18 protein-coding genes and 1 pseudogene are annotated in these 23,641 nt (G+C 35.5%); 14 read left to right on the top strand and 5 right to left on the bottom strand.

The features are described from left to right. The first annotated feature begins 67 nt into the window (after positions 1-67). From MKO96_RS22295 to MKO96_RS22280, 4 genes are all read left to right on the top strand, one after another. Complete coding sequence (locus MKO96_RS22295; protein WP_240588718.1) at positions 68-1,588, top strand: putative polysaccharide biosynthesis protein; 1,521 nt, start codon at positions 68-70, stop codon at positions 1,586-1,588. A gap of 141 nt (positions 1,589-1,729) precedes the next feature. Continuing rightward, on the top strand, positions 1,730-2,827 hold the full coding sequence (gene csaB / locus MKO96_RS22290; protein ID WP_087979595.1) for a polysaccharide pyruvyl transferase CsaB: 1,098 nt from the start codon (positions 1,730-1,732) through the stop codon (positions 2,825-2,827). Between the two features lie 684 nt (positions 2,828-3,511). After that, on the top strand, positions 3,512-5,956 hold the full coding sequence (locus MKO96_RS22285) for an S-layer homology domain-containing protein (protein WP_240588717.1): 2,445 nt from the start codon (positions 3,512-3,514) through the stop codon (positions 5,954-5,956). 725 nt (positions 5,957-6,681) lie between these two features. Beyond that, entirely contained in the window at positions 6,682-9,270 is a 2,589-nt protein-coding gene (locus tag MKO96_RS22280) for an S-layer homology domain-containing protein (RefSeq protein WP_240588716.1), read from the top strand. A 104-nt stretch (positions 9,271-9,374) separates the two neighbouring features. Here MKO96_RS22280 and patB1 read toward each other — a convergent pair whose 3' ends face one another. The 3 genes from patB1 to MKO96_RS22265 all read right to left on the bottom strand — a co-directional run bounded on the left by patB1 (position 9,375) and on the right by MKO96_RS22265 (position 13,606). Beyond that, positions 9,375-10,565 (bottom strand): secondary cell wall polysaccharide O-acetyltransferase PatB1, encoded by a 1,191-nt coding sequence (gene patB1, locus MKO96_RS22275; RefSeq protein WP_240588715.1) that lies wholly within the window; start codon positions 10,563-10,565, stop codon positions 9,375-9,377. 24 nt (positions 10,566-10,589) lie between these two features. Beyond that, complete coding sequence (locus tag MKO96_RS22270; RefSeq protein WP_240588714.1) at positions 10,590-12,005, bottom strand: MBOAT family O-acyltransferase; 1,416 nt, start codon at positions 12,003-12,005, stop codon at positions 10,590-10,592. Positions 12,006-12,226: 221 nt separating this feature from the next. Continuing rightward, positions 12,227-13,606, bottom strand: coding sequence for an O-antigen ligase family protein (locus tag MKO96_RS22265; RefSeq protein ID WP_240588713.1), 1,380 nt, complete (start codon positions 13,604-13,606; stop codon positions 12,227-12,229). Positions 13,607-13,914: 308 nt separating this feature from the next. On the opposite strand from MKO96_RS22265, the gene MKO96_RS22260 reads away from it, so the two are divergent. The 3 genes from MKO96_RS22260 (at position 13,915) to MKO96_RS22250 (ending at position 15,477) form a co-directional block, all read left to right on the top strand. After that, a complete protein-coding gene (locus MKO96_RS22260; protein WP_240588712.1) occupies positions 13,915-14,703 on the top strand; it encodes an enoyl-CoA hydratase in 789 nt (262 codons plus the stop codon). Between the two features lie 112 nt (positions 14,704-14,815). Then, positions 14,816-15,133 (top strand): hypothetical protein, encoded by a 318-nt coding sequence (locus MKO96_RS22255; RefSeq protein ID WP_240588711.1) that lies wholly within the window; start codon positions 14,816-14,818, stop codon positions 15,131-15,133. Between the two features lie 17 nt (positions 15,134-15,150). Continuing rightward, a complete protein-coding gene (locus tag MKO96_RS22250; RefSeq protein WP_098131182.1) occupies positions 15,151-15,477 on the top strand; it encodes a nucleoside triphosphate pyrophosphohydrolase in 327 nt (108 codons plus the stop codon). A 21-nt stretch (positions 15,478-15,498) separates the two neighbouring features. Here MKO96_RS22250 and MKO96_RS22245 read toward each other — a convergent pair whose 3' ends face one another. Next, complete coding sequence (locus tag MKO96_RS22245) at positions 15,499-15,678, bottom strand: hypothetical protein (protein WP_240588710.1); 180 nt, start codon at positions 15,676-15,678, stop codon at positions 15,499-15,501. A gap of 126 nt (positions 15,679-15,804) precedes the next feature. Between MKO96_RS22245 and MKO96_RS22240 the strand changes: the two genes are divergently transcribed. The 3 genes from MKO96_RS22240 to MKO96_RS22230 all read left to right on the top strand — a co-directional run bounded on the left by MKO96_RS22240 (position 15,805) and on the right by MKO96_RS22230 (position 19,784). Next, on the top strand, positions 15,805-16,854 hold the full coding sequence (locus MKO96_RS22240) for a M42 family metallopeptidase (RefSeq protein WP_240588709.1): 1,050 nt from the start codon (positions 15,805-15,807) through the stop codon (positions 16,852-16,854). Between the two features lie 239 nt (positions 16,855-17,093). Continuing rightward, positions 17,094-18,683 carry an N-acetylmuramoyl-L-alanine amidase gene (locus MKO96_RS22235; protein ID WP_240588708.1) on the top strand — a complete coding sequence of 530 codons (1,590 nt, stop codon included), beginning with the start codon at positions 17,094-17,096 and terminating at the stop codon, positions 18,681-18,683. A 147-nt stretch (positions 18,684-18,830) separates the two neighbouring features. After that, entirely contained in the window at positions 18,831-19,784 is a 954-nt protein-coding gene (locus tag MKO96_RS22230) for a TRM11 family SAM-dependent methyltransferase (protein ID WP_240588707.1), read from the top strand. 142 nt (positions 19,785-19,926) lie between these two features. On the opposite strand, the pseudogene MKO96_RS22225 reads toward MKO96_RS22230, so the two are convergent. After that, positions 19,927-20,127: pseudogene (locus MKO96_RS22225) on the bottom strand (YflJ family protein); the annotation flags it as partial. A 131-nt stretch (positions 20,128-20,258) separates the two neighbouring features. On the opposite strand from MKO96_RS22225, the gene MKO96_RS22220 reads away from it, so the two are divergent. The 4 genes from MKO96_RS22220 (at position 20,259) to MKO96_RS22205 (ending at position 23,578) form a co-directional block, all read left to right on the top strand. Beyond that, positions 20,259-20,720: a VOC family protein gene (locus MKO96_RS22220; RefSeq protein WP_240588706.1), complete on the top strand. Its 462-nt coding sequence runs from the start codon at positions 20,259-20,261 to the stop codon at positions 20,718-20,720. Between the two features lie 186 nt (positions 20,721-20,906). Continuing rightward, positions 20,907-21,959 carry a proline racemase family protein gene (locus tag MKO96_RS22215; RefSeq protein ID WP_240588705.1) on the top strand — a complete coding sequence of 351 codons (1,053 nt, stop codon included), beginning with the start codon at positions 20,907-20,909 and terminating at the stop codon, positions 21,957-21,959. Positions 21,960-21,978: 19 nt separating this feature from the next. Continuing rightward, positions 21,979-22,956 (top strand): ornithine cyclodeaminase family protein, encoded by a 978-nt coding sequence (locus MKO96_RS22210; RefSeq protein WP_240588704.1) that lies wholly within the window; start codon positions 21,979-21,981, stop codon positions 22,954-22,956. A gap of 109 nt (positions 22,957-23,065) precedes the next feature. Continuing rightward, the gene (locus MKO96_RS22205; RefSeq protein ID WP_240588703.1) at positions 23,066-23,578 is read left to right on the top strand and encodes a protein kinase; all 513 of its coding nucleotides are present in this window, start codon (positions 23,066-23,068) and stop codon (positions 23,576-23,578) included. Positions 23,579-23,641: the final 63 nt, after the last annotated feature.

The raw sequence follows: 23,641 nt of genomic DNA, 5'->3' as shown, positions 1-23,641 counted from the left end.
ATATAGTTATCTCGTTTTATGATGTAATATGTATGGAAATTATATATTGAAAGAAAAGAGCTAGAAGATGAATAATAAGTTTGTGAAAGGCGCTGCGATTTTAACGATTACAACGTTTCTATCGAAAGTGTTGGGAAGTTTTTTTCAAATCCCATTACAAAATATAGCAGGAGATGAAGTGCTTGGGATTTTCCGCCTTGTTTTTCCTGTATATATGATAGCTTTAACTTTATCAGTAGCGGGAGTACCGCTAGCTATATCACAGTTAATCGCTGAACTTCATGAGAAGAATGATAAAGATGGGATTGCAAAACTATTTACGTCAGCATCTATTATTGGAGTAATATTTGGGGTGCTTGGATTCTCGGTTATTATGATTGGATCAAGTATGTTTGCGAATATGCTTGGTGGACAAGATACGAGACTCCCATTAATTGTCACTTCGTTTGCTTTATTAATCGCACCATATATGGCGGTATATCGAGGGTATTTCCAAGGTTTTGGAGATATGATTCCTACCGGGGTGTCACAAGTAATTGAGCAGTTCATTCGTGTTTTCTTTATGTTAGCAATTGCATTCTTATTCGTATCTTGGAATAAAGATAGTGATGTTATAACAGGCGGTGCAATGATTGGTTCTTGCCTTGGGGTAATTATGTCACTTATTTATTTGAGATTGAAGTATGTAAAAAGTATATATCGTTATAAAAGTAATACATACTCACTGCAAGACTTTAAAAAAAATGCAAAAAAAATACTTCGGGTCTCGATTCCAATTGCGATTGGAGCATTATCGATGCCGTTGTTAAATTTAGTTGATTCTGTAACGATTCCACATATGTTGCATGAATCCACTACAACGATTCAAGAACAATTTGGTATATATAGTCGTGGCTTTGCGTTTACACAATTAATTGTCGTGTTTGCAAGCGCGATGGTATTTCCGTTAATCCCGTTGTTAACTGCTGCATTAACAAAGAAAGATATAGCGTTAGCAAAACACACAATTGAACGAACAAATGAGCTTGCTCATGTTTTAACAACGCCGATAACAATCTGGCTCATGGCACTTACAGTCCCGTTAAATGTTGGGTTGTTTACAGATGCTAAAGGGAGCGGCATGTTAGCTATTTTAATTGGTAGTTCGTATTTCACATCAATTATGGTATTATCAATAGGAATTTTGCAAGGAATTAACCGTTCTAAGCAAGCGGCGTGGATAGTTGTTGGAGCGAGTTTTGTAAAAGTCATATTAAATATAGTACTCGTAAGTCAATTTGGCATAACTGGTGCGGCTTATAGTACACTTATCATATATATCATGATTTGTATCGTAAATTATATATACATTCGAAAAGAATTGGCTTATTCGATTCGCATGGGGAGATTTTTTGCTGTAATTGGAGTATCTAGTATAGTAGGTATAGGATTATATTTCACATCTACTGTAATAAATGTGGCAGATTCTAGACTTATTGCAGTAATATATAGTGGTTTAGCATTTTGTGTGGCCTTTTTCATATATGGCATATGCGCATTAAAGTTGAACTGGATATCCAAAAAGCAAATTCCATTTTTACGTAAGTAAATTTGTCTATAAATGAGTAGGGCTATTTATATGTTTGTGAAAGAAATCAATTTGAAGTTATCCAACTTTTCTTATTAAAGAGTTGATAGCAATTTGTTGAATGACAAAAAGTTGATTGCGAAATGTTGGAGGAGATTAAGAGTGCGGTTAGTTTTATCAGGATATTATGGTTTTTATAATGTTGGGGACGAAGCAATTTTGCAATCAATTATTAAAGCGCTACATGAAGAGGATCCTACTCTTGAGCTTGTTGTACTTTCGAATGACCCCGACTATACAAGGAAAATGTACGGTGTAGAGGCAGTAAATCGCTGGGATATAAGAGCAATTTATAAGGAAATAAAGAAAAGTAACGGTTTAATTAGCGGAGGGGGAAGTCTCCTTCAAGATAAAACGAGTATTAAAAGCATTTTGTACTATACAGGTATTATGCGGATTGCTCGTTTTTTGAAGAAGCCGTATTATATTTATGCGCAAGGAATTGGTCCAATTACGAAAAGACAAAATCGTTTATTAGTGAAATGGCAAGTATCAAAAGCGGCATATATATCAGTTCGTGATGAAGATTCATTTTTGTATTTAAAAGAAATGGGTATTAAGAAAGAGATCGAACTAGTTCCAGATCCAGTATTGGCATGTCAACCAGAAGGAATGAAGTCGGAGTGGCTTCAAAAACATTCGATTCAAGGGAAAGTAATTGCAGTTAGTGTGAGGTATTGGGACGCGAAAGAAGATTATATGAAGAAGCTAGCAGATACGCTGAAAAAATTTAAGCGTGAAGGATATCATATTTTATTCGTACCAATGCATGGACCATTTGATCAAAATGCATCACGCGATATTATTAACTTAATGGGAGAAGAAGCTCATATGCTTCCGTATAAGCTGGATATCCATGAGAAAATTTCAATTTTGTCGGAATGTTCGCTTCTAATAGGTATGAGACTTCATGCGCTTATATTATCAGCGGTTGCTAATATTCCTATGGTCGGTATTTCATATGATCCAAAGATCGATTCATTTTTACAACAAGTAAATCAGCCGATTATCGGAAACGTAGATGGTGACTGGACGGCTGAAACTTTGTATAACGTGGCAACGAAACAACTAGAACAAAAAGAATATGTACAAGCAACATTGGAACAAAGAGTAGAAGAATTGCGAGAACAAATTTCAACAGCGTCTCGCTACATCATAAGTGACTTGAATTCAAAAGAGTTCGAAAAAAGAGGAATGTAATCTTAATTTAAGAGGACATCCTCTTTTTTATTTTTTGAAAAAAAGAAAATGTCGAAAGAAAAGGAACGTTTGTAGAAGAATGTCGAATCTTACGAGTGATTTGAAACTTATGCTCATAAAAAAAGAAGTTTGAGAGATAAGATGTATGTTTAATAATCCTAACATTCGCATATAGGGAATGTTAGGATTTGGTGTTTTATTTGGTAAATTATAAGAAAATAGGTTTGGTAATTTTGAAAAATGAGAAGGTAAGAAAAGTGTCGAATTATATAAAAATAAGCTGTCGATTAATGTCGCAATATCTTCATAGTTAAATATTGAAATTGGAAACGTTTTTCTGTTATAGTTGTAAATGGTTATAAGAAGATTGTTAAAAATGTAATTCTGACGCGTTTTTCTGTTCGTTTAAAATATTCTGATTTTATAATCTGAATGTTTTAAAATAAAAGTCGAAAAAATGATCGTTCAGAATTTCGAAAATTCACTTTTTTGTCGAATTTGAGATTTTAAATTGGATGAAAAGGGTGTATGATTTCTTTACGATTCCGTAATACAGGATATCCTATTATTCTGTATAAAGAATACGTTAACCACATTTATATCTACTAGTTTCAAAAATAAATAGAATATCTATTTAAAAACTTATGGAACTAGTATTACATTCCTAAGGAGGAAATATATAAAATGGCAAAGACTAACTCTTACAAAAAAGTAATCGCTGGTACAATGACAGCAGCAATGGTAGCAGGTGTTGTTTCTCCAGTAGCAGCAGCAGGAAAATCATTCCCAGACGTTCAACCTGGTTCTTGGAGTGCAGAGTACATTGATTATTTAGTAGCAAAAAAAGCAATCGAAGGTAAGCCAGACGGAACATTCGCTCCAACTGAAGCAATTGACCGTGCTTCTGCAGCGAAAATTATGGCAATTACATTAGGTTTAGACGTTAAAGAGGGTGCAAAACCATCTTTCAAAGATGCTCAAGATTCATGGGCTGCTAAATATATCGCAGCTGTTGAAAAAGCTGGTGTGATTCAAGGGGATGAAACTGGTAAGTTTAATCCAAACAACCAAATTAATCGTGCTTCTATGGCAACAATGATCGTAAAAGCATACAAATTAGATGGTAAAGTAAGCGGACAATTAGAAACTAAATTCTCTGATTTAAAAGATCACTGGGGTGAAAAAGCTGCTAACATCTTAGTTGCTTTAGATATCACTAATGGTACTGGTAATGGTTGGGAGCCAGATAAATCTGTAACTCGTGCAGAAGCTGCTAAATTCATTGCTAAGACTGACAAAGAGTTCGGTACAGAAGCAGTAACAGTTGAATCTGCTAAAGCAGTTACAACTCAAAAAGTGGAAGTTAAATTCAGCAAAGCTGTTGAAAAATTAACTAAAGAAGACGTTAAAGTAGCTAACAAAGCTAACAACGATAAAGTATTAGTTAAAGATGTAAAATTATCAGATGATAAAAAATCTGCTACAGTTGAATTATATAGCAACTTAGCAGCTAAACAAACTTACACTGTAGATGTAAACAAAGTTGGTAAAGCAGAAGTAACTGTAGGTTCTTTAGAAGCAAAAACAATCGAAATGGCTGATCAAACAGTTGTAGCTGATGTGGCAACTAAATTACAATACAAAGTTACAGATGAAAACGGTACTGAAGTTGTTTCACCAACAGGTATTGAATTCGTAACTCCAGCTGCTGAAAAAATTAATGCAAAAGGTGAAATCACTTTAGCAAAAGGTACTTCAACTACTGTAAAAGCTGTATATAAAAAAGACGGTAAAGTAGTAGCTGAAAGTAAAGAAGTAAAAGTTTCTGCTGAAGGTACTGCAGTAGCTTCAATTTCTAACTGGACAGTAGCAGCAGATAAAGCTGATTTCACTTCTAAAGACTTCAAACAAAACAATAAAGCTTATGAAGGTGACAACGTTTCTGTTCAAGTAGAATTAAAAGACCAATTCAATAACTTGGTGAAAAACGTTAAAGCTGAATATGAGTCATTAAATACAGAGGTAGCTGTAGTAGATAAAGCTACTGGCAAAGTGACTGTACTAGCTGCAGGAAAAGCGCCAGTAAAAGTAACTGTTAAAGATGCAAATGGTAAAGAGCTTGTTTCAAAAACAGTTGAAATCGAAGCTTTCGCTCAAAAAGCATTAAAAGAGATTAAGTTAGAAAAAACTAATTTAGTGCTTTCTACAAATGATGTAACTGACTTAGCTGTAAAAGCTCCAGTATTAGATCAATATGGCAAAGAGTTTACAGCTCCTGTAGAAGTGAAAGTACTTGATAAAGATGGTAAAGCAGTTCAAGATCAAAAATTAAAAGCAACTCATGCTAATAAAGAGTTAGTTTTAAATGCAAATGGTCAAGCAGCTGGTAAATATACTGTAGAATTAACAGCTAAATCTGGTAAAACAGAAGTAAAATCTACATTAGCTTTAGAATTAAAAGCTCCAGGCGTATTCTCTAAATTTGAGGTTCGTGGCTTAGAAACTGAATTGGATAAATATGTTACTGAAGAAAACAAAAAGAATGAAATGGTAGTTTCTGTTCTTCCAGTAGATGCTAATGGTTTAGTTTTAAAAGAGAAAGAAGCAGCTACAATTACAGTTACTACTACAGATAAAGATGGTAAAGTAGTAGATGCAACTCCAGGTCAAGTAGCTGTAAATAATACTACTGGCACGATTACTGTAGGAAATGAAGCAAAAGCTGGTGAAACATATAAAGCAACTGTAGTAGCAGATGGTAAGCTAATCACAACTCATTCATTTAAAGTTGTTGACACAGCACCTGCAGCTAAAAAATTAGCAGTAGATTTCACAAGCACATCTCTTAACGAGGTTGTTCAAGGTAGCGAATTAAAAGATGCACTTTTAAATATCTTATCAGTTGATGGTGTTCCAGCAACAACTGCGGGTGCAACTGTAACTGAGGTGAAATTCGTTTCTGCAGATACAAATGTTGTAAATGAAGAAACTGCTAAGTTTGGTACAAAAGGTTCTACTTCAATCTTTGTAAAAGAACTTACTGTTAAAAAAGGTGAGCAAACACAAAAAGTTGAGCTTGATAAGCCAGTACGAGTAGATGTTTCTATTAAAGAAGCAGCAAAAAACTAATTTAAAATCATTTGATACATGAAATGATTAATAAAAGCCTATGAGAAAATAGACAATAGTCTATGAGTATCATAGGCTTTTTATTTTAATCTTATTTCATGTACATTTGAGATTGAAGGGAATGGTTTTATTGAGAAACAAATAGAAAACGTTTTCAAAAATAGAAGGAAACCTCATTAATATGTAAATTATTTGTAAATTAACACCTTTTTTTGTTAAAAAAACATTCGAAAAGGAGAAGAAAATGTCGAAATACAATAATTTTAGTCGAATGTAGTCTGAAAATTGTATTTATTGTAAAAAATATTTAAGTGATGAAGTAGAAATATATGCTATAATTCCAATTGTGTATTCGATATGAAAAATATACGAAGCGCAGTGAGAGTGGTTTATCGGAAAATAGTTTGTTCATTTCTATATTTGAGTATTATTAATATATTAATAATACAATAAAAAGACTGAATTATCAGAATGTGTCGAATCTTCTTTTGAGAAAGTTCTTGATAACGAATAGTTTTGTATAGTATGATGAACTTGTTTCAAAAAATGGTATTTAAACCTTATATTTACATCTAGCGGTTTATATCATTTTATTATGTGAACTACTTTTCATTATAGTATTTTTGTTTGTGTTTTTATTGTTTTATGGTTTTTCTAACTAGCTAGTTTCAAATTTAATATGATATGAAACTAGTAGCATATTCCTGAAGGAGGAAATTTATAAAATGGCAAAGACTAACTCTTACAAAAAAGTAATCGCAGGTACAATGACAGCAGCAATGGTAGCAGGTGTTGTATCTCCAGTAGCAGCAGCAGGTAAATCGTTCCCAGATGTTCCAGCTGGTCATTGGGGATTAGATTCTATCAATTACTTAGTAGATAAAGGTGCAATCGAAGGTAAGCCAGATGGTACATACGCTCCAGCTGAAGAAATTGATCGTGCTTCTGCTGCGAAAATTATGGCAATTACATTAGATTTAAAAGTTGAAGAGGGTGCACAACCATCTTTCAAAGATGCTAAAAATCATTGGGCTTCTAAATACATTGCAGCTGTTGAAAAAGCGGGTGTTGTTAGAGGTGATGGTAAAGAAAACTTCTCTCCAGATAAAAAGATTGACCGTGCTTCTTTCGCTTCTATGATAGTAGGTGCTTATAACTTAAAAGATAAAGTTAACGGCGAGTTAGTTACAAAATTTGAAGATTTATTAGATCATTGGGGTGAAGAAAAAGCAAACATCCTAATCAATCTTGGACTTTCTGAAGGAACAGGCGGAAACAAATGGGAGCCAAATAAATCTGTATCTCGTGCAGAAGCAGCTAAATTTATCGCAGTAGCAGATAAAAAATATGGCAAAAAAGATAATGCGCAAGCATATGTAACTGATGTGAAAATTTCTGAACCAACGAAATTAACATTAACAGGTACTGGTTTAGATAAGCTTGCTGCTGATGATGTAACTCTTGAAGGAGACAAAGCTGTTGCGATCGAAGCAAGTGCTGACGGTACTTCTGCAGTTGTAACACTTGGTGGTAAAGTAGCTCCAAATAAAGATCTTACTGTAAAAGTGAAAAATCAATCATTCGTAACGAAATTCGTATACGAAGTGAAAAAATTAGCAGTAGAAAAACTTACATTTGATGATGACCGTGCTGGCCAAGCAGTTGTCTTCAAATTAAACGAAGAAAAAGGTAATGCTGATGTTGAGTACTTAAACTTAGCAAACCATGACGTCAAATTTGTAGCAAATAACTTAGACGGTTCACCAGCAAACATTTTTGAGGGTGGAAACTCTACTTCTTCTACAGGTAAACTTGGTGTTGGTCTTTCACACGGTGACTATAAAGTAGAAGTACAAGTTACAAAACGCGGTGGTTTAACAGTTTCTAACACTGGTATTATTACAGTGAAAAACCTTGATACACCAGCTTCTGCAATTAAAAACACTGTATTTGCGGTAGATGCAGATAAAAACGGTGTAGTATACGGTAATAAACTTACTGGAAAAGACTTCAAGCTAAACAGCCAAAACTTAGTTGTTGGTGAAAAAGCACAAATTCATAACGTAGTTGCTACAATTGCTGGAGAAGATAAAGTTGTTGATCCAAACTCAATCAGCATTAAATCTTCAAACCACGGTATTATTTCTGTAGTAAACAACTATATTACAGCTGAAGCTGCTGGTGAAGCTACACTTACTATTAAAGTAGGCGACGTTACGAAAGATGTTAAATTTAAAGTAACGACTGATTCTCGTACTTTAAAATCAGTAAAAGCTAACCCAGACAAATTACAAGTTGTTCAAAATAAAACATTACCGGTTACATTCGTAACAACTGACCAATACGGCGATCCATTTGGTGCTAACGAAGCTGCAATTAAAGAAGTTCTTCCGAAAACTGGTGTAGTTGCAGAAGGTGGATTAGAAGTAACTACAACTGAAGCTGGTTCAGTTGGTACGAAAACAATTGGTGTTACAGGTAACGAAGTTGGAGAAGGTACAGTTCACTTCCAAAACAGTAATGGCGCTACTTTAGGTTCATTATATGTGAACGTAACAGAAGGTAACGTTGCATTCAAAAACTTCGAACTTGTATCTAAAGTAGGTCAATACGGCCAATCACCTGATACAAAACTTGACCTAAATGTTTCTAACACAGTTGCATATCAATTATCTAAGTACACTTCAGATCGCGTATACTCTGATCCTGAAAACTTAGAAGGTTATGTAGTTGAATCTAAAAATCCAGCTGTAGCTGAAGCTAAAATTGTTGGAAATAAAGTTGTTGTTACAGGTAAAACTCCAGGTAAAGTGGATATCCACTTAACGAAAAATGGTGCAACTGCTGGTAAAGCGACAGTTGAAATTGTTCAAGAGAAAATCGCTATTAAATCTGTAAACTTCAAACCAGTTAAAACAGAAAACTTCGTTGAGAAGAAAATTAACATCGGTACTGTATTAGAGCTTGAAGGAAGTAATCTTGATGATATCGTAAAAGGTATTAACTTAACGAAAGAAACACAACATAAAGTACGTGTTGTAAAATCTGGTGACAACCAAGGTAAACTTTACCTTGATACAAATGGCAATGCTCACTTCGATATCTTCGATCAAGAGCTTGGTCATGTAACGGTATCTCAAACAAGTGATTCTGTACTTCCAAACTTCAAGTCAGACATTTACGATACTTTAACTACTAAGTACACTGACAAAGGTACATTAGTATTCAAAGTATTAGGTGAGAAAGATGTTCTAACAAGCGAAATCGGTTCACAAGCTGTACACGTGAACGTGCTTAACAACCCAAATCTATAAGTTGATTATAGATAAAATGAAAAATCAGTGGGGATTTATCCCCGCTGATTTTTTTTCGTAAATATGGAAAAGAAGCCTCTTGTAATTTTTACAAGAGGCTTCTTTTATTTCTTAAACTTAAACATATCCCCACTCAAATTCGAATCACTATACACGAACAATACCATGTTAATATTATTGTCTTTAATGTATTGATATACATCTTTTTCGTGATAGTGACGCAGGTCGAGGATGGATGTATGTTTAAAGCTTTGTGCTAAGTGTGGCACGATTGCGTTTGCGAATGAGTCTTTTAGGACTAAGGCGCGTACGTCATTTGGTGCATTGTTATTTTCGATGACGATTTCTGGATAGTCGTCCGTGTAATAACCTGCGTAGGAAGTTGTATCTTTTTGTTTTTCTACGCCGTATATGTCATCTAAGTTTTGATGAACAGTACCTTTCACATCTTTTGCGGTAACGCTTGTGAAGCTGAAACCGCCTTTCGGTGTGTAGTAGCACAATTTTTCACCAGTTGCATCGATGAGTTGGTATAGTTGGTTGTTGAAGCTTCCGACTAAATATTTATTTTGCGCACATGTACGAGTGTAGTCTTCTTTTTTTATTTCTTTTCCTTTATATATAGAAGATTGTTGCCCGATTGTGTTCATTATATATTGGTAGCCTAAGAAGGCACCGTCCATATTCCAATGATGATCTGTTTTGAAATACATGTCCTGTATTTCTTCGTTCGTATAGTTCTGTTTATAGTGCTCCATCAGTTTTATTGGCTTTACGTCAGCTGGAAGTTTTTTTAGAAAGTAATTTAAATTTTCCTGTGCATATGTGTGAATATGAGAAGGTAATTTAAATGATAATGCATTCGTTTTTGACGGTGGTAAAGCAAAATAAAACTCAACGTTTTGTTCTTTTAAAAACTGAGATAAATCATTTATAGCAGGCATGGATTGATCAATTTCATTATATTTCTTCGTCCAAGCCGGGTTTTTAAGGAGCCATTTATCATCAGTTAAAATAATGTCGTTAATGAGAGATTTGCCCATATTAATTTGAGCGATCGTATAGTTTTTAATAAGCTCATCTCGTCCGATTAATTGATCATTTGTGTATGTTTCAAAATCTTTAAAGAAGCTACCAGTTAGGAGAGCTTCTTTCGTCAGTGCAGGTTTTTGAGCGAGCGGCCGATTTTCAACTGGTGAAATGGCTCGGTCTGGTTTGAGTAACGATAATATGCCAAATGAAAAGATAATGGTGAGAAAACCAATAAACAGGATGAGGTTCCCCAATTTTTTCATAATAACTTTTCCTTCCTACATCAGTTAAAACCTGAAATAAATAAATGGATTATATGTTGAGTTAATCAAGTACATAACCGAAATCATAAATAATGTTAGTAGTAATATAGGACGTACAATCTGCATCGTGAACATATACGTTTTTGGTGCAAGTTCTAGTATGTTTTTCATTCGTTTTAAAATTGGTGTCGCTGCGATAAAGGCAATGAGAAATACGATAATGTATTCATGTACGTATAACATTGTATTGTCATCGATGAAAGATTGTCCCCCTATTCCGAACATCGCTTTTAAATATTGGAATGAGTAAGCGAAGTTGTCAGCTCGGAAGAAGACCCAGCCAATCATAACGATTAGTAATACGTATGCATGTTGCAGCGGTTTCCATAGTTTGTTTAATATTTTTTCGAATCCGGCTTTTTCAATTGAAATAATAAAGCCATAATATAAGCCCCAGACGATAAATGTCCAACTCGCCCCGTGCCATAAACCAGTTAATCCCCATACGATGAAGAGGTTACGATAATTCGCTAGTTTTGAAACGCGGTTTCCGCCGAGCGGGATATATATGTAATCGCGGAACCAAGAACCAAGTGTAATATGCCATCTTCTCCAAAATTCTGAAATAGATTTAGAGATGTATGGGTAGTTGAAGTTTTTCGGGAAATCGAATCCGAACATTTTTCCAAGTCCAATTGCCATATCAGAGTATCCTGAGAAATCGAAATAAATTTGCAGAGTGTAGGCGATAATGCCGATCCATGCCGTTCCAGTACTCATTTCAGATGGTGGTAAGGCGAAAATCTTATCAGCGACGAATCCGACTTGATTGGCGATTAACATTTTTTTTGCTAGTCCGAGAACGAAAATTTGAATCCCTTCTGTGAATCGTTCAAAAGAATGGATGCGCGTTTTAATTTGCTCAGCGACGATATTGTAACGGACAATTGGTCCGGCAATAAGCTGAGGGAAAATAGATATATATAGCGCTAAGTTAAGTGGATTTTTTTGAACATCCCCATCTTTACGGTATATATCGATGACATAAGACATCGCTTGGAATGTATAAAATGAAATTCCAATTGGTAGTGGAATAGGTTCCACATGAATAGATAAGTGCAATACGTTGTTTAAAATGTCTGTGAAAAATGAAATATACTTAAAATAAGAAAGTAATAGTATATTCCCGACCACAGCCATAATTAAAAATGTGACTTTCATATTTTTTCGTTTATCATAATGATGCACGAGTAGGCCAAAGCAGTAGTTTAATACGATGGAAAAGAGCATTAAAAGAACGAAACGCGGTTCGCCCCATGCATAGAAAATTAAACTAAATGCAAGTAATACGAAATTACGTAGCTCGGCACGCACTATAAAATAGAGAAATAATACGAGAGGTAAAAAGATAAATAAGAAAATCGAACTACTAAATACCAAATGACTCTCCTCACTTTTTCTAAATACATTTCGTGAAAAAAAAACCGACATATCTATTATATATTCTTTTATATAATGATGCCTTTAATATTTTAGCATGTTAATAATTTGATTAAAATAATTATTCCATTACTGTAGCAGAAAGAATTAGCACTTTGAATGCTAGAGGCGGTAAAGGGTTGGAATAGAAAGAAGCAGCATCCACCTGGATGCTGCTTCTTTTATTCTATTTCTAAATCAACAATTAAGTAAGCGAGTATCACAACAAAGAAAATGCTAACGGCTGGTGCTGTTAATACGTGTCCAGACATAAAACCGATACCGAGCGATAAGACGAGTGTGCTAGCTAGTAGCATATGTTTTACGCTAAATAGTTTCTTGAAGTTTGTGATCAAGCGAATGAATATTTTTATACCGAAATAAAGAAGAGGCAGTAAGTACATAAGGAAGCCGACAATTCCGAATGCGAAGAATAGGTCGTGGAAATCCATTTCGACTAACTTCATTTTCGTCGTATAGTTACCAGCGTACCCCATTCCAAATAGTTTTTGAGATAGTGGTGCTTCTTTATAGTATTGTTTATATACTTTTAAAAACTTGTCGCGATCACTGTAAATTAAACTTTTCATTTCAGAGTCTGTTAGTTCGCCTTGCTTATGTTCTTCTTCTGTAACTACTTTTCCTTCTTTTCGGTCTTTTTCTTCTTGTACTGATTTTTTGTATTCATATATTTGTAAATGGATGGTCATGTTTTTTGCGATAGGAGTTTGTGGTGTAAGTACGAGTAACCCTCCTAATACGACAGCAGCAACAACCGTATTTACAAGATATGTGAATCCTTTTCCTTCTTTTTTACGATGTATCATATATTCAATGAATAAGAAGAAAAGGGCGATACCAAGTGTAATAACGATGGCACCATAGCCTACTTTCGTTCCAATCATAATGCTTGCATACATCGCAAGTACAGTTGGAATCCAGTAATACGCTTTTGAGAAAGAAGTTGTTTTATGAACTGAGTATAAGACAACGATTGGGAACATAATTGCGAAAATGGAACTTAAATCATTTCCAGCAAAGAACCATCCTCTTGAACCGATTTTTGAGTTCGGATAGCTTGGGAAATCTGTACTAGTTGCCATAGCCGCGATGATTGAAATACTTAAAATTAACGTTGCATATAAGAAATACGTAATGATTTTATGAAACGCATATTCGTTATTTTTTAATTCTTTTAGTGCGATAATATATCCAAACAGTAGTACAATTGGATATATACTTTTCAAAATAAATTTCACTTCTTCTCCAAATGAAACTGGAGATTTTACCATTAAATTATTCACAAGACCGATTGCGAGTACGATGCCAAATAGACATAAATAAAGAATATACTTTTTCGCGCCTTGTTGTTTATGATGAAGAAGTAGATAACCTAATGCAAGAAGCATAAAGGCGAAACGGACTACGATTCCGACTGTTGCGCTCATGTGTAATACATAGATTGAAAAAGACGTTAATAAATCTAAAATTGGTTGAAACACAATGAATAGCAGTAGGAAATGCGGGAAGTAGTTATCCGTCTGTTTGAACTTAGTAACCATATGTTCCTCCATTTCTTCATTCCTTTATTTCAGAACCTCTATATAAATAGGAAGGAGAATGAATTTCTATATTTAATTTTTATATCAGACTTAAGAATACACCATTTCATTGTAATGGTAAATAGATGAAGAAAGGTGATAAACCGACTTTAATTTCTATATTTTTCAACGGAATTGTATGTTTTATACGAGGTCATATACAAATTACGAGATTATTAGACAGAAAATTGAGAAAAAAGAAGGGTTTTTCACCACCTTTCTATAATTATATAAGTATAATCTTTATGTAGAAAAGAGGGGTATATATAATGGAAGTAACAAGTAAAACAGAATCTGTCGTTGTGAAATATGAAGGGCACGTTGCAACGGTTATGGTCAATCGCCCAGAGGTGTTAAATGCATTAGATGAGCCAACGTTAAAAGAGTTATTACAAAAATTGAAAGAAGTAGCGGAGAGTTCTGCACACATTGTTGTGTTATGCGGAAACGGCCGTGGTTTTTCTGCGGGTGGAGATATTAAATCGATGCTTTCAAGTAATGATGAAAGCAAGTTTGATGGCATTATGAATACCATTTCTGAAGTTGTTGTGGCTTTATATACGATGCCGAAGCTTGTTATTAGTGCTATTCATGGACCAACTGCTGGTCTTGGGTTAAGTATTGCGTTAACAGCTGACTATGTGATGGCAGATATATCATCCGTTATTGCAATGAACTTTATTGGAATCGCTTTAATTCCAGATGGTGGCGGCCATTTCTTCCTTCAAAAGCGCGTCGGTGAAAATATGACGAAGCAAATTATTTGGGAAGGAAAGAAATTATCAGCAACAGAAGCGCTTGATATCGGTTTAATTGATGAAGTAATCGGCGAGGATTTCCAAACGGCTGTGAAGCAAAAAATTAGTGAATGGTCACAAAAGCCGATTAAAGCGATGATTCAAACGAAGCAAATTTTATGTGAAGTAAATCGCTCCAATTTAGAACAAACGCTGCAACTTGAAAAGCGCGGCCAATATGCGATGAGACAAACAGCGGATCATAAAGAAGGCATTGCTGCATTTTTAGAAAAACGTTTGCCTGCATTTAAAGGGGAATAAAGTGAAATTTGAATTAATGGTAGTTTTACTGCCGGTTAATTTAAGGTAAAGGGGAGAAAGTGCTAACACATTTTAGTATAATTGTGTTAGCACTTTTTTTTAGGAGTAATATATGAAGAAAATTATCGGTGTTATCGGCATGATTGTAATAGCATATTATGCTTTGCATAGTACACCATCTATGGCGGTGCGAACTGCTTTGTTTTTTGAAGGACATCCAAGCGTTGCGTTTTCTGGCGAGGTGACGAAAGAAAACGATGTGAAAAAAGAAGCAATTCCAGCTGAGTACCAAACTTTATATGGTAAGGAAGAAGAATTAGAGCACTATTTCTTTCCACACGTAAGGGCACATGGATCAGGAATTGATATGCTTAGTGCGTGCGTGAAGAAAAAATGGTTTTTCTATAAAGCAGAGCTCGGATGTTATTAAATATAGGAGGTTGAATGATGTCAGCATATAACAAGTTAGTAAGAGATCGTGTTCCAGAGAAGATTTTAAGGTCTGGAAAAACATATACAGCACAAAAATTAACAGGACAAGCATACATACAAGCTTTAGCGAAAATTGGAACGGAAGAAATTCGTGAATTCGCTTCTATGAAAGAACGTGAACATGCGCTAGATTCTCTTGCGGATGCACTGGAAGTGATCATTTCATTAGCGCGTGCAGAAGGTGCAACAATTGAAGATATAGAACGTCTTCGTAAGAAAAAAGAAATAGAGCGCGGTGGATTTGAAAGAGGCATTTATTTGTTGGATGTTTCAGAAGAATAGTTTCGTAGGGAAAGCATAGCGTTAGTGAGTAACGCTATGCTTTTTTGTTGCAATTAAACTAATAATGAAGAAGATAACTATTAATACCCAGCCAATTGTAATAGAAGTAGTAGTGTGAACTGCATAAGAAACTTGTAAACAAAATAATGATGCTAAAAACCAAATGAGTGCAATGTGTATATATTTTTTTGATATATTCATATTTTATAACTCCTTTTGTATACTAAAAAGAATTTTACCGCAATTTAGAAAATTAAGCTATATGAGTAGAGGATTTATAGTAAATTCGGTATACTAAATAATAGAGAAAATGAGGAGGGAACGACAATGGCACATCATGCGAAAGAAACGATGGAACTTATTAAGGAGCTTGTCTCTATTCCAAGTCCATCTGGAAATACAGAAAAAATCATTCGTTTTATTGAAAACTATGTAAGTGAGTGGAATGTAGAAACGAAGCGTAACAATAAAGGCGCTCTCATTTTAACGGTAAAAGGGAAAAATGATGCACAGCACCGTTTATTAACGGCACACGTTGATACGTTAGGTGCGATGGTGAAAGAAATTAAGCCTGACGGTCGTCTGAGTCTTTCTATGATTGGCGGATTTCGCTGGAACTCTGTAGAAGGAGAATATTGCGAAATTGAAACATCAAGCGGTAAGACGTATACAGGAACGATTTTAATGCATCAAACATCTGTGCATGTATATAAAGATGCAGGTGAAGCGAAACGCGACGAGAAAAATATTGAGGTTCGTATTGATGAGCGTGTGTTTTCAGCTGATGAAGTACGCGAATTAGGAATTGAAGTAGGAGATTTCGTTTCATTCGATCCGCGCGTTCAAATTACAGAGAGTGGATACATAAAATCACGTCATTTAGATGACAAAGTAAGTGTTGCGATTCTATTAAAGTTAATTAAGAGATTACAAGATGAAAACATAACATTACCATATACAACTCATTTCTTAATTTCTAATAATGAAGAGATTGGATACGGTGGTAACTCTAACATTCCAGAAGAAACGGTTGAATATTTAGCAGTTGATATGGGAGCGTTAGGAGATGGACAAGCATCTGACGAGTATACTGTATCTATTTGTGCAAAAGATTCTAGTGGTCCGTATCATTATGCACTGCGTAAACATTTAGTAGAGCTTGCGAAAACGAACAATATTGAATATAAAGTAGATATTTATCCGTACTATGGATCGGATGCATCGGCTGCGATTCACGCTGGATTTGATGTGAAACATGCATTAATTGGAGCGGGTATTGATTCTTCTCATGCGTTTGAGCGTACACATGAAAGTTCGATTGCACATACAGAAGCACTTGTTTATTCATATGTATTATCAGAGATGATTGCGGAATAAGAAAAGAAATAGGCTGCCAGAGGTAGCCTATTTTTGTTTGCAGAGAAATCGATTTTATTCAACAAAAAGTAAATTAATTGTATTTTATTTTACAATATTAAGAAAGTAGGTTTACTACATAATTCGAGTATTATAAAATGATAGAGGCGCATTAATTTTTTTTGTTCGGATTTATCGAAATTTATATATTAAGATTACGCGTTATTAAAAGGTGATTGTTGAGAGGAGTATTATTTTTTATGAAGTATCGTGCAGTCGCGGCAGGTATTTTAGCCGCAAGTTTATTATCGTCTCCAGTAAGTAGTTTCGCAGCAGCGAAGAAGTTTTCGGATGTTCCTACATGGGCGCAAGAATCAGTTAATTATTTAGTAGAAAAAAAAGCGCTTGATGGAAAGCCAGATGGAACGTTTTCTCCATCTGAAGCAGTAGATAGAGGATCAGCTGCAAAAATCATAGCAGTCGTTCTTGGTTTACCAATTGATCCAAAAGCAAAACCATCTTTTAAAGACGCACAAAGCCATTGGGCAGCACCGTACATTGCTGCAGTGGAAAAAGCAGGTGTAATTAATGGAGATGGTACTGGTAAATTTAATCCATTCGATAAAATGAACCGTGCATCTATGGCATCTATGTTAGTACAAGCGTACTCATTAGATAAGAAAATTATTGGAGAACTTCCAACACAGTTTAAAGATTTGGAACCTCATTGGGGTAAGAAACAAGCTAATATTTTAGTAGCCTTAGAGATTTCCAATGGTACGGGAAATGGCTGGAATCCTGAAGGAACTGTAACTCGTGCAGAAGCAGCTCAGTTCATTGCGAAGGCTGATGAAAATAAAACAAATACATCAAAAAGAATGTATATGAACAGAAACTTTATTACATATCATCAACCATCATTATCATCTGGTATTACTGACGTTCAGCATAAGCCACAAATGGTTGAAGTGAAAGAGCAAAGAGCAGACGGCTGGTTGAAAATTGTAACAAGTAAAGGTGAGAAGTGGACACCTCTACAAGAAAAAACAGAAACAATTAACCAAGACTTTACTGCATATGAAACAGCTTCACATAGTTCTAAAGTGCTAGGTACATATAATGCACAAACAGTAACGATCATGGAAGAGAGTGGCAGCTGGATTCGTATTCGCGTAGGCGCTGGCTTCCAATGGGTTGATAAAAATCAATTAAACCCAGTAAAACAAGAGAACTTCTTAGAAGGTAAAGCAATTATTATTGATCCAGGTCACGGTGGAATTGACTCGGGTAATCCTGGTTATTATGAGAAAGAAAGTGAAACTGTATTAGATGTATCATTACGATTAAAGAAAATATTTGAGCAAAAGGCACCATTTACTGTTATGTTCACTCGTACAGATAATACACGTCCAGGAGTAGACTCAACAGATTCATTGAAAAAACGAGTAGAGTTTGCACAGGAACATAATGGAGATATTTTTGTAAGTATCCATGCTAATGGTTCTGAAAAGAAAAATGGACAAGGTACAGAAACATTATATTATCAGTCAGCAAGAGCAAAAGTAACGAATCCGCATGTAGAAGACAGTAAGTTATTAGCACAAAAAATTCAAGACCGTCTTGTAGCAGCACTTGGAACAAAAGATCGTGGTATAAGACATCAGGACTTATACGTAACTAGAGAAAATACAATGCCAGCTGTATTAACAGAATTAGCATTTGTAGATAATAAAAGTGATGCAGATAAAATTGCTACACCAAAACAGAGACAAGATGCAGCGGAAGCGATTTATCAAGGTATTTTAGATTATTACGAAGCAAAGGGTAATAGCGTATCTTCTTTCCGTTAATAAATAAAAAGAGATTGCCAATGGCAGTCTCTTTTATTTATTAACGTTTCTCTTTATTTCCGGCATGTGATATCATTTAATTTTGTACGAAAAGTATTGTAGCAATTGTAATCATAACAATTTTAAACGATAGAGGATGATCATAGATTGAATAATCATAGTAAAACACCTGCATGTATATATACGTATGCATTTCGCGAGGAGGAGCGTGCTTTATGTTACTTGGAAATGCGCTCGTTCTTTGGAATGGAGTCTCACGTTAATATTTTGAAAAGTGATGTCAAAATTGAACCGAGTAGAAGTGCGTTTATAAAAGAGCGCGTTGAGGTTATGTATGAAGGAGACGACTTAGAAAGTATTCTAAAACAAGTGGAACAAATTGATTTGGCGGGGGCGTCATTTAAAGTTATCTTCGTTAAAATCAATGACCTTGGGAAAGAAAATAAAATTGAATATGGGGAAAGACGTCTCATTGAACGCGACCTCGGTATGCATATTGAAGGAGAGGCGGATGTTCGTAATCCAGAGCGTGTATTCGGGATTGTTCCTCTTGGAGGACGCTGGTACTTCGGACACTATGTAGAAAGTGAGCCAGTTTGGTATCATCACATAAAAAAACCGCATAGTTACTCGACATCTCTTAGCACACGTGTTGCGAGATCAGTTGCTAATATTGCTGTACCAAATCCAGAGGGAGTACGAGCAATTGACCCGTGCTGCGGTATTGGAACAGTAGTAGTAGAAGCACTTTCTATGGGGATTAACATCGTTGGTAGAGATATTAATCCACTGGTAGTTCTTGGAACGAGAAAAAACATCGCACATTTCGGATTTGAAGGGACAGTAACAATAGGTCCAATTGAGGAAATTACTGAGAACTACGACGTTGCCATTATCGATATGCCGTACGACTTATTTACGCATGCAACACCAGAAGACCAGTTCTCCATTCTTTCAAGTGCGCGCCGCATCGCTAAAAAGGTAGTCGTTGTCACGATGGAAACGATGGACGACATGATTCATGAAGCAGGATTTGAAATTGCAGATCGCTGTATTACAAGAAAAGGATCATTTACTAGACAAATTCTTGTTTGTAAATAAGAAAGGAAGGTCACCCGTTTGGGTGACCTTTTTTGTTTGATATTGATGTGTGATTGGTTGGTAGTGTAGATAGATGAATTAGGGGGATTTGTCGGTAAGTCGATATCCTATGTCGAATCGCGGATATCGTTACATTAGTATATTACTGTTCTTTTAATTTCTCTTGTTGTGCAAGTAATAAATTGCGTAAAACGTGCCCGCGGTAACTTTCTAGTTTTCGTCCTTCAAGATAGCGCACGCCTAATTTTTTTAATTCAGCTACGTACCAGCCTTTCGTTCCGTAATACATTGGATCACTTCCTTTTTGCTTTTGAACAGTATATGTGGCGGGGGGAGAGAATTTTCTTTTTTATTCAGTATTAGGGCTACAAAATTGAAAAACATGTAAGGAGAATATGATATTACTTCTATTTCTAGTTTATTAAAATAGGCTTTATAGTAAGAATTTCTAAAAGTATAAAGGGGGAATATGTTTTGTTTCCAGGTACTTTATATGAAACACATGTTAAAACAAGAAATTTAGAAGTAGCAAAAGAGTTTTATACGAAACTAGGGTTATTTCATGCTCGCACAATTGAAGAACGCCGTGTAGCATTCTTTTGGTTTGATAAAGATAATAAGAAGGAACAAATGCTGGGCATTTGGGAGGTATCAGAAGAGGAATTCCATAAAAGTCACTTTGCATTCAAGGTTAACTATGAAGAAATCATTCATGCAAGGGAATGGCTTCTTAATAAAGGAATAAACCCAAGGGCCGCTTTCGGTCTTGAACCGTCTGAGCCTATGGTCCAGACGTGGACACCTACTGCAAATCTTTATTTTTATGATCCTGACGGTAATTCTTTAGAATTTCTATGTTTACTTCCTGAAAAGAAAAACGTAAAACAAGATGTCATGCATTTAAGTGAGTGGGAAAAATTTCCGAGTGAAATATAAATTTGATTTTGGCTCCAATCCAGCAAAATAATTTAAAAAGGAACCATAACTTTGCTCAAGTAGTGACGTTATGGCTTTTTTGTTTTGTGCGGACTAAGAGTCACTCACTGTCTACTGTATAAAAAAATAGACAGTAGTGTATGCTTTTTTACACAATGTATACAAATTTATACCCTATGCGTTGGCATGATATTTGCAATGAAAATAGTATTAACATATAGGGGAGAGATAGAAATGAAGGTTAGTAAAGTGTACACGACAATTGATGCTCACGTAGCTGGGGAGCCGCTTCGAATTATTACAGGTGGCGTGCCAGAAATAAAAGGAGAAACGCAGCTAGAAAGACGCGCATACTGCATGGAACATTTGGATCATCTTCGCGAAATTCTTATGTATGAACCGAGAGGACATCACGGTATGTACGGTTGTATCATTACTCCGCCGGCAAGTGCTCACGCTGATTTTGGTGTATTATTTATGCACAATGAAGGCTGGAGTACGATGTGCGGTCATGGTATTATCGCTGTTATTACAGTCGGAATTGAAACAGGTATGTTTGAAGTGACAGGTGAGAAACAAAAGTTCATTATTGATAGCCCTGCTGGGGAAGTGATTGCATACGCAACATATAACGGGAGCGAAGTAGAGTCCGTATCATTTGAAAACGTTCCTTCATTTGTATACAAAAAAGACGTTCCTATTAAAATAGATAACTATGAGTTTCAAGTAGATATCGCATTTGGCGGGGCTTTTTATGCGGTAGTAGATAGTAAAGAATTTGGTTTGAAAGTCGATTTCAAAGACTTATCTGCTATTCAAACGTGGGGCGGTAAAATTAAGCACTATATTGAGAGCCAAATGGAAGTAAAGCATCCACTTGAAGAAGGGTTAAAAGGAATATACGGCGTTATTTTCTCAGATGAACCGAAAGGAGAAGACGCAACTTTACGAAATGTAACGATTTTCGCTGATGGACAAGTAGATCGTTCCCCTTGTGGCACAGGAACTTCTGCAAGAATTGCAACTCTTTTTGAAAAAGATGCTTTACAAAAGGGAGAACTTTTCGTCCACGAATGCATTACTGATGGGAAATTCGAGGGAGAAGTATTGTCGGTAACAGCGATAGATACATATGAAGCTGTCGTTCCGAAAGTAACGGGGCAGGCGTTTATTACAGGATTTCATCAGTTCGTTATAGACCCGAGAGATGATTTGAATCGGGGATTTTTGTTAGGATAAGAGGAGGAGGTGGAAAGATATGCTAGTCATAAGCGCGAACGAACAAAGAAACTTAGTAAATATGAACGAAGTCATTGAATACGCGGCGCTTGCTTTAAAAGAATTTTCCGCAGAAAGGACGATCACACCAATACGCGGCTCATTACCATTTGCGAACGAGAAAAATACGGCATTAATTATGCCTTCGGTAGCGGAAGGACTTGAGGCACTTGGCTTAAAAGTAGTAACAGTAGTCCCCGAGAACAAAAAGATAGGAAAGAAAACGATAAACGGGATTGTGATGCTATCAGACTTTCAAACGGGAGAACCGCTCGCACTTTTAGAAGGATCCTACTTAACGATGATTCGAACAGGGGCTCTATCAGGAGTAGCGACGAAACATTTAGCTCGTCATAACGCAAAAACTTTATGTATTATTGGGACCGGTGAACAGGCAAAGGGGATTGCTGAAGCTGTATGTGCGGTTAGAGATATTGAAAAAGTCATTTTATACAATCGAACAGAAGAAAAAGCGTATGCATTTGCGCAACATATACAAGAGAGATTCAATAAACCTGCATATGTTCACACAAATGCAAATGAAGCAATAAGCGAAGCAGACATCATTGTCACAACTACGAACGCATCCACACCAGTCTTCTCAGAAAAACTACAAAAAGGCGTCCACGTAAACGCCGTCGGCTCATTCAAACCGAACATGCAAGAACTACCATCTCACGCTATCGCGGGTGCTAACAAAGTAGTAGTCGAATCAAAAGAAGCAGCACTAGAAGAAACAGGTGACCTTCAAGTTCCGATACAAGAAGGTTTATTCAAAGCAAGCGATATCCATGCCGAACTTGGTCAAATTATAAGCGGTAAAAGAGCTGGGCGTGAAAATGATGAAGAGATTACTGTTTTTAAATCGGTTGGTTTGGCGGTAGTGGATATCATTGTTGCGAAGTATTTGTATGAGAGGGCGGTGGAGAGTGGGGTGGGGAATAGGATTGAGTTTTGAGGGAGACTGCCTTTTGGTGGTCTTTTTTTGTTTATAATGCCTGTATGCATCTCAAATGTGATGTATCATATATTCTGTTAAAATTAAATAAAAATGCAGGTGAGAAACTTTGGATTTAGTTCGGAAATTAACTCGTATTTATGGTTTAGGGCTTTGCTGTGGGTTGTGGAGTAAAGCTGAAGTAATTCAATGGTGTGATAAATTGATTGAAGCAAGTGACAGTCCGCCATATGAATTAATTGAGATATCCTTAATGTCTAAAGCAAAGATAGATGATATGGAAGAGAAGTTATTTGAGTTTAGTAGCACGGTTGATGAAGAATACACTGTTAAATTAACTCTTTCCGTCATTCATGAAAAACTAAAAAAACATGAACTGACGATTGAAGAATCAATTAAATGCACCACTAGACTTTTAGTCAACAGGGGGGTGCATTGGGAGGCGGAATACTTTGAATTGTATAGTCTAGACGATAGTTATGACTTAGCTAAAGATGGTGTTCATTTTGATTTAAGTGAAGTTATTCATACATATATTGAAATGTTAAGTATTTATAGTAAGTACTTTAGTGGATTTGAAAAACTGTATTTTAAAGTAATGGGAAATGAGTGGAGATTTTAATATATATCAGTATTTGATTATCTTTGTTTGTCCCTTATTTCCCAATTGGAGAATAAGGGACAA

Origin of the sequence: Bacillus sp. ES1-5 (assembly GCF_022487605.1) — a bacterium.
Classification (GTDB): Bacteria; Bacillota; Bacilli; order Bacillales; family Bacillaceae_G; genus Bacillus_A; species Bacillus_A wiedmannii.
Note: the sequence above shows the minus strand (reverse complement) of the source record. Positions and strands in the feature narration are given on the sequence as shown.